Origin of the sequence: Kitasatospora saccharophila (assembly GCF_039529925.1) — a bacterium.
Lineage (GTDB): Bacteria > Actinomycetota > Actinomycetes > Streptomycetales > Streptomycetaceae > Kitasatospora > Kitasatospora saccharophila.
In genome coordinates, this window is the sequence record NZ_BAAANS010000128.1 from 1 (window position 1) to 6,862 (window position 6,862).

Sequence of the window (6,862 nt, forward strand, 5' to 3'; positions counted from 1 at the left end):
ACCGGGTCCGCGAGGGCAAGCCCGTCATCCTCACCAACTCGCTGGAGGGCACCGGCATCGCCGAACTCGCCGCCTTCCTCGGCAGCCGGCGCAAGGCCGCCGGGTGACCCCCGCCCGGCCGCCCGTCCGACCGGCCCGGCTCGACCCCGGGCACTACGAACCGGCCCGCGTCCCGCCCGAGGTCCGCTGCCTCGCCGGGACGCCCGACACCCTCGCGGTCGGACGCCCCGGCAAGGTCGGCCTGCTGGAACTGGCCTTCGAACGGGTCGGCGACCGCACCGAACTCACCGGCCACTACCAGAAGTCACCGCTGCAGATCACCCGCCCGCTGTACTTCGACCCGGCCCGGCCGGACCTCGCCGTCACCTTCCTGATGTCCACCGGCGGCGGCGTCCTGCAGGCCGACCGGCTCCGCACCGACCTGCACTGCGGCGCCGACACCGCCGTGCACCTCACCACCCAGGCGGCCACCAAGGTGCACCGGATGGAACACGACTACGCGACGCAACTGGTCCACCTGACGGCCGGCCCGCGCGCCTACGTCGAGTACCTCCCCGAACCGGTCATCCCGTTCGCCGGCTCCCGCCTCTACCAGCGCACCGTCCTCACCGTCGACCCGTCCGCCACCGTGCTGGCCGGCGAGACCGTGCTGGCCGGCCGGCTCGCCCGCGGCGAACGGCACGCCTACCGGGTGTTCGCCGCCGACCTGGAAGCGCGCCGCCCGGACGGCGAACTCCTCGCCCTGGACACCGTCCGGCTGCTCCCCGCCGCCACCCCCGGCGGCGGCGTCACCGGCCCGGCCGTCCTGGCCGGGCACGACGTGATGTCCACCCTGTACGTCCTCAGCCCGCTCGCCCCGGCCGCCCGGATCGCCGACGTCCTGCACACCGCGCTCGCCCCGCTCGGCGACCGCGGCCCGCTGTACGGCGTCTCCACCCTGCCGGGGGAGTGCGGCGCCTGGCTGCGCCTGCTCGGCCCCGACACCCGCTCCTGCGCGGCCGCCCTCCGCGCCGCCTGGGACGCCGTCCGCCGCGAACTGATCGGGGCCCCCGCACCCGAACTGCGCAAGACCTAGACCCGCGGCCCGGACCCGGGCCCGCACCGACGCGAATCGGCCGATCCAGCGGTGTTCGGACAGCTCAACGAGCGTCCTGGCATATGCTGCCGGGTGGTCAGGGACGACCACCACCCACCCTCGCAGGAGTGCCCGATGAGCGATCACGAGACCGGCCGCAGCACCACCCCGATCCCGGTCGGCGTCATCGGCCTCGGCGACATCGCGCAGAAGGCGTACCTGCCGGTCCTCACCGCCCAACCCGGCCTCGACCTGCGCCTGATGACCCGCGACCGGGCCAAGCTCGACCGGATCGGCGACGCCCACCGCCTCCCGTTCCGCACCACCGACCTGGGCGAACTCATCGACTCCGGCATCCGCGCCGCGTTCGTCCACGCCGCCACCGACCAGCACGTCCCGATCGTCGAGGAACTGCTCACCCGCGGCGTCGACGTCTACGTGGACAAGCCGCTCGCCTACGACCTCGACGGCGCCCGCCGCCTGGTCGCCCTCGCCGAACACACCGGCCGCTCCCTGCTGGTCGGCTTCAACCGCCGCCACGCCCCCGGCTACCTGCTCGCCGCCGAACGCCCGCGCGACCTGATCGTCCTGCAGAAGCACCGCGAGGGCCTGCCCGAACGCGCCCGCACCCTGGTCTACGACGACTTCATCCACGTCGTCGACAGCCTGCGCTTCCTCGTCCCCGGCGAGATCGAACACGTCGACGTCCGCTCCCGCACCCGCGACGGCCTGGTCGAACACCTCGTCCTCACCCTCGCCGGCCGCGGCTTCACCGCCCTCGGCATCATGAACCGGGTCTCCGGCTCCACCGAGGAGATCCTCGAAGTCTCCGGCGCCGACTCCAAGCGCGAGGTCCACAACCTCGCCGAAATCATCGACCACCGCGGCCAGCCCACCGTCCGCCGCCGCGGCGACTGGGTCCCGGTCGCCCGCCAGCGCGGCATCGAACAGGTCGTCCTGCACTTCCTCGACGCCCTCCGCGCCGGCAAGACCCTCGACGCCACCGATGCCCTGCGCACCCACGAACTCTGCGAACTCATCGTCGAGCGGATCGAATCCGCCGCGTCCTGACCCCCGTTCCCCGCCGTCCGGTCCGGCCCTCGGCTACGATGCCCGCAGGGCCGTGACTGGCGCACGGGTGGAGCACCACCGGGGAGCGGCCGCACCGCCGTTGCCGCGCGCCTGGGCGAACTCACCCCGAGACCCAGGGAGTTGCGCCCATGACCGACCAGAACCCCGTCCTCGCCCGGCTGATGGACGGCACCGCCCCCGCCCGCCGCCTCACCGACGCCACCGCGGCCGCGGCCGCCGACCTCCGCCTGCGCACCGGTGTCACCCCCTGCCTCGCCACCGTCCTGGTCGGCGAGGACCCGGCCTCCGTCACCTACGTCCGGATGAAGCGCAACCGCTGCGAGAAGGCCGGCATCCGCTCCCGCCACGTCCCACTCCCGGCCGCCACCAGCACCGCCCAACTCGTCGACGTCCTGGGCGAGTTGTCCGCCGACCCGACCGTCCACGGCATCCTGCTCCAGCATCCGGCCGGCCCGCGGGTCGACGAACGCGCCGCCTTCGAAGCCATCGCCCCCGCCAAGGACGTCGACGGCGTCACGACGCACTCCTTCGCCGCCATGTCCTTCGGCCTCCCCGGTTTCACCTCCTGCACCCCGGGCGGCATCATGCGCCTGCTCGACGAGTACCGGGTCGGGCTGACCGGCAAGCACGCCGTCGTGATCGGCCGCAGCGCGATCCTCGGCAAGCCCGCGGGCATGCTGCTGCTCGCCCGCGACGCCACCGTCACGTACTGCCACTCGCGGACGGTCGACCTCCCGTCGATCGTCCGCGAAGCCGACGTCCTGATCGCCGCCGTCGGCAGGCCCGAACTCATCCGCGGCGAACACCTCAAGCCCGGCGCGGTCGTCATCGACGCGGGCTACAACCCCGGCAACGTCGGCGACGTCCACTTCGCCTCGGCCCGCGAGCGCGCCGGCCTGATCACCCCGGTGCCGGGCGGCGTCGGCCCGATGACGATCGCGGTGCTACTGGCCCAGACGGTGGAGGCGGCGACGCGCCAACTCGGCCCGCAGCGGCAGTGATCGGACGACCGCGCACCGGCCGATGACCGGTGCGCGGTCGCCGGGGATCACTGGCCCATCACGTAGCGGACGGTCGGGCCGGTGGTCCAGCCGCCGTCCACCGCCAGCTCGGCGCCGGTGACGTAGGAGGCCGCGTCGGACAGCAGGAAGACGGTGGCCGCGGCGATCTCGGGCGCCTCGCCGACCCGGCCCATCGGGGTGTTGGGGTAGTTGCCCTCGCCGCGCTGGATCCCGGTGGACGCGGTCATCGGCGTGTAGGTCATGCCCGGGTGGACGGAGTTCACCCGGATCCGGTCCACGCCCAGCTCCACCGCGCCGATCTTGGTCAGGCCGCGCACGCCCCACTTGGAGGCGCCGTAGCCGGCGGTCAGCGCCAGGCCCATCAGGCCGGCCGCCGAGGAGATGTTCACCACCGAGCCGCCGCCCGCCGCCCGCAGCGCCGGGACGACCGTCTTCATACCGATGAACACGCCGGTCAGGTTGATGTCGAGCACCTTGCGGAAGTGCTCCACCGACTCGTCGACCAGGAAGCTCCCGGTGGAGATGCCCGCGTTGTTCACCAGCCCGTGCACCGCGCCGAACTCGGCCTGCGCGTACTCGACCGCGTCCGCCCAGTCCTGCTCCGAGCTGACGTCGTGGTGGCGGTAGCGGGCCCGCTCGCCCAGTTCGGCGGCGGTGGCCTCGCCGTCCGCGTCCAGGACGTCGGTGATCAGCACGTTCGCCCCCGCCGCGACCGCCTGCCGGGCGGTCTCCGCGCCCAGGCCCCGGGCCCCGCCGGTGATGATGACGGTCTTGCCGGACAACTCGCTCATGACTTGCTCCTCGGTGCTCGGCGCCTGGTGGGCGCCCGGTTTCCTTGCCGCGCCGCCGCCGCTGCTTCAGCCACCGCTTCCACAGCGCCGCACCGCGCTCCGCGTCCGCGTTCTGCGTCCGCGTCCTACCGCTGGGTCCTGCGTTCTCCTTCCGCCGCCGCCGGGCCGGGGTCTCCCGCTCCGGGCGGGGCGCTCCGGGCGGGGCGCTCAGGGCGGGGCGCTCAGGGCACCGGCGCGGTCAGCAGACCGGTGCAGACGGAGACCAGGTCGGCGAGGTACGCGCCGTCCCCGCTCAGGGTGGGCTCGCCCTCGGCGAGCTGCCGGGCGCGTTCGGCCAGCGCGGCCCCGATCAGGGTCAGCGCCAGGTCGATCCGCTCCAGCCGGACGGCCTCGGGGGCCAGCGGGACCAGCGGTGCCTCCAGTTCGAGGATCAGCCGCCAGTACAGGGTGCCCGCGAGCCCGGCGTGCGGACGCCGCTCCCGGATGCCGCTGCGGTGGCTGACCTGGGTGGAGATCCGCAGGCAGTCCCGGCCGCGCTCGGTGCGCAGCTCGGTGGCCTCCGCGTCGACCAGCGCCCCCAGCAGCTCGCCCAGCGGACGCCCCTCGGGCTGCGGCATCCGCGCGGCCAGCGCCCGTTCGGTGCGCTGCTGGCGCTCGGCCATCACCGCGTCCAGCAGGCCCTCGCGCGAGCCGAAGTGGTACTGCACCGCGGACGGGTTCGCCTGCCCGGCCTGCCGCACCACCTCGCGCAGCTGCGCGCCGTGCACCCCCTGCGCCGCGAACAGGCGCTCGGCGGACCGGATCAGCAGCGCCCGGGTGGAACCGTCGCCGGAGCCGCCGCCCGCAAGGGTGCTCCGTGCACCCGTCGACTTCCTCGTCATGTCTCCACATTAATGCTCGCCATTATTAATGTCGAGCATTAGTCCGGTTGGCGGCCCCCGCCACCCGTCCGTGGGTCGCCTGGGAACTCGCTGGGAACCCCGGCGCGCGGCAAGAGGAATCTCCAAGCCGCTGTTGCTAGCTTCGTGACGCATGATCGACTCGTCCCACCTGGCAGCCCGGTCACGCTCCCTGGCGCTCCACCTGCTGTCCCGGCTCAAACTCCGACACCTCGCCTGGCCGCTCTTCGTGCTGGCCTTCTGGCGCTACCTCGCGGTCTACGGCCTGCCGTACGCCAACGACGTGGTCTTCCTGTGGCTGATCGCCGCCCTGGTCACGGCGTCCGTGCACAGCGGCGGCCGCAAGGGCTGGCTGTACGTCCTGCGCGACTGGGTCCCCGTGATGGCCGTGGTCTGGGCGTACTCCCTGCTCCGCGGCTACGGGGCGCACACGCCGTGGCGCCCGCACTACGCCCCGCAGATCGCCTTCGACGAGGTGCTCGGCTTCGGCGAGACCTGGACCGTCCGCCTGCAGGACCTGCTGTACCACCCCGGCCACCCGCAGTGGTACGACTACGCCGCCGTCACCGTCTACATGTCGCACTTCTTCGCGGTGTTCGTGATCCTCGCGGTGCTGTGGAAGCGCAACCACGCCCGGTTCCGGCACTTCCTCGGCTGCTACCTGGCGATGACCGCGATCGGCTTCGCCACCTACGTGCTCTACCCCGCCGACCCGCCGTGGCTGGCCGGCCTGGAGGGCCACATGCCGGTCGTCGACCGGGTGGTCAACACCGTGCTCAACGACAGCGGCCTGCCCCGGGCGGGCACCATCTTCGAGAACGGCAGCAAGTTCGCCAACGACGTCGCCGCGATGCCCTCGCTGCACGCCGCCTACCCGATGGTGATCGCGCTGTTCTTCTGGCCGCTGGCCGGCCGCAAGCTGCGCGTCCTGCTCGCCGCGTACCCGCTGGCGATGGCCTTCACGCTGGTCTACGGCGCCGAGCACTTCATCATCGACATCCTGGTCGGCTGGGCCTTCGCCTGGGCGATGGTCACCCTGGTCAACCGTTTCGTCGCCCGCCGCGCCGCGGCCCGGGAGGCGAAGGGGGCGGCCGCCGCCCCCGCCGCCGAACCGACCGTCCCGGTCGGCTGACGAGGGACGTCCCCCCACTCCGTGGGCCCCGGCCCCGGCCCGGCAAGGTGGTGCCGGACCGGGGCCTTCCGCATGTCCGGACGGGGTCGCGGCGCCCCCGGACGGTTCGCTCCGGAGCGCCTGAACACCACCTGCGCACCAGCTGGACGGCGCCTGGACGACACTGCCGCGCCACCTCCGGTCCACCTCCCGCCCGGCCCTCCGGAGCCCCTGTCGCCGGCCTTCCCGCCGCCCCTCCGGGAGCCCGTCCGACCCCCTCGGGGGCCCGGCCGGCCGATGCTGGGCGGCGGCCGGGAAGTCCCTGGGCATTCGCTGTGAATCGAACGACCCCGCGTTCGCGCTGGTGGGCCGCCCGAGTGAACCTGACGGGTCGTCAGGACGCGCGGTTCCGGCTCGGCCGGACGGGTGCGGTGAAGGCTTTGCCAATCCGTGGCGGAGTCTTGTTCCGCCCCCCGGTAGCGTCGTGCGGAACCCAGCAGGAGGACCCGCATCATGGCCGTACCCCACGCCCCGTCAGCGCCCGGCGCGCGCTCCCGGACCGCCGGCCGGCCGACGGCCCGATGATCTCCGGCCACGTCGCCGCATCGGCCCTGTGGGCGGTCCTGACCTCGCTGGGCGTGCTGCTCTCCGGCTTCGGCCTGGCCTCCACGATCCGGATCCGCCCCGGCACCGACCGCCCCCGCGACCATCTGCTCGGCCCGCTGCTGATCGCCTTCGGCATCCTGGTCGCGGGCTTCGGCCTCTGGCTGCTCTGAGAAAGTGTGGGGTAATTAGCTGATTACTGATCGTTGAGGTCGTCGGCGAGGCGGCGGGCTGCTTCGGTCTCGATGGGGCCGCGTGGTTCGATCTCC

Annotated in this window: 7 protein-coding genes and 1 riboswitch; of the genes, 5 read left to right on the forward strand and 2 right to left on the reverse strand. The window is 73.4% G+C overall.

Features of this window, described 5'->3' with window-relative positions:
• Nucleotides 1-103: 103 nt before the first annotated feature.
• The 3 genes from ABD345_RS39545 to ABD345_RS39555 all read left to right on the forward strand — a co-directional run bounded on the left by ABD345_RS39545 (nt 104) and on the right by ABD345_RS39555 (nt 3,168).
• On the forward strand, nt 104-1,075 hold the full coding sequence (locus ABD345_RS39545) for an urease accessory protein UreD (protein WP_344559624.1): 972 nt from the start codon (nt 104-106) through the stop codon (nt 1,073-1,075).
• A gap of 171 nt (nt 1,076-1,246) precedes the next feature.
• On the forward strand, nt 1,247-2,146 hold the full coding sequence (locus tag ABD345_RS39550; RefSeq protein ID WP_344559637.1) for a Gfo/Idh/MocA family protein: 900 nt from the start codon (nt 1,247-1,249) through the stop codon (nt 2,144-2,146).
• Between the two features lie 42 nt (nt 2,147-2,188).
• A riboswitch (ZMP/ZTP riboswitch) is annotated at nt 2,189-2,270 on the forward strand.
• A gap of 25 nt (nt 2,271-2,295) precedes the next feature.
• Nucleotides 2,296-3,168, forward strand: coding sequence for a bifunctional 5,10-methylenetetrahydrofolate dehydrogenase/5,10-methenyltetrahydrofolate cyclohydrolase (locus ABD345_RS39555; protein WP_344559626.1), 873 nt, complete (start codon nt 2,296-2,298; stop codon nt 3,166-3,168).
• Between the two features lie 47 nt (nt 3,169-3,215).
• On the opposite strand, the gene ABD345_RS39560 is transcribed toward ABD345_RS39555, so the two are convergent.
• Together ABD345_RS39560 and ABD345_RS39565 are read right to left on the reverse strand one after the other, a co-directional pair.
• The gene (locus tag ABD345_RS39560) at nt 3,216-3,980 is read right to left on the reverse strand and encodes a glucose 1-dehydrogenase (protein ID WP_344559627.1); all 765 of its coding nucleotides are present in this window, start codon (nt 3,978-3,980) and stop codon (nt 3,216-3,218) included.
• Between the two features lie 221 nt (nt 3,981-4,201).
• On the reverse strand, nt 4,202-4,861 hold the full coding sequence (locus ABD345_RS39565) for a TetR/AcrR family transcriptional regulator (RefSeq protein WP_344559631.1): 660 nt from the start codon (nt 4,859-4,861) through the stop codon (nt 4,202-4,204).
• 151 nt (nt 4,862-5,012) lie between these two features.
• On the opposite strand from ABD345_RS39565, the gene ABD345_RS39570 reads away from it, so the two are divergent.
• Entirely contained in the window at nt 5,013-6,011 is a 999-nt protein-coding gene (locus ABD345_RS39570) for a phosphatase PAP2 family protein (protein ID WP_344559633.1), read from the forward strand.
• A 560-nt stretch (nt 6,012-6,571) separates the two neighbouring features.
• Nucleotides 6,572-6,766 (forward strand): hypothetical protein, encoded by a 195-nt coding sequence (locus ABD345_RS39575; protein WP_344559635.1) that lies wholly within the window; start codon nt 6,572-6,574, stop codon nt 6,764-6,766.
• The last annotated feature ends 96 nt before the right edge of the window (nt 6,767-6,862 follow it).

Excerpts from the sequence above, each read along its gene's own strand:
- ABD345_RS39555 (WP_344559626.1), top strand. The coding sequence starts at position 2,296 with ATGACCGACCAGAACCCCGTCCTCGCCCGGCTGATGGACGGCACCGCC.
- ABD345_RS39560 (WP_344559627.1), bottom strand. The coding sequence starts at position 3,980 with ATGAGCGAGTTGTCCGGCAAGACCGTCATCATCACCGGCGGGGCCCGG.
- ABD345_RS39565 (WP_344559631.1), bottom strand. The coding sequence starts at position 4,861 with ATGACGAGGAAGTCGACGGGTGCACGGAGCACCCTTGCGGGCGGCGGC.
- ABD345_RS39575 (WP_344559635.1), top strand. The coding sequence starts at position 6,572 with ATGATCTCCGGCCACGTCGCCGCATCGGCCCTGTGGGCGGTCCTGACC.
- ABD345_RS39570 (WP_344559633.1), top strand. The coding sequence starts at position 5,013 with ATGATCGACTCGTCCCACCTGGCAGCCCGGTCACGCTCCCTGGCGCTC.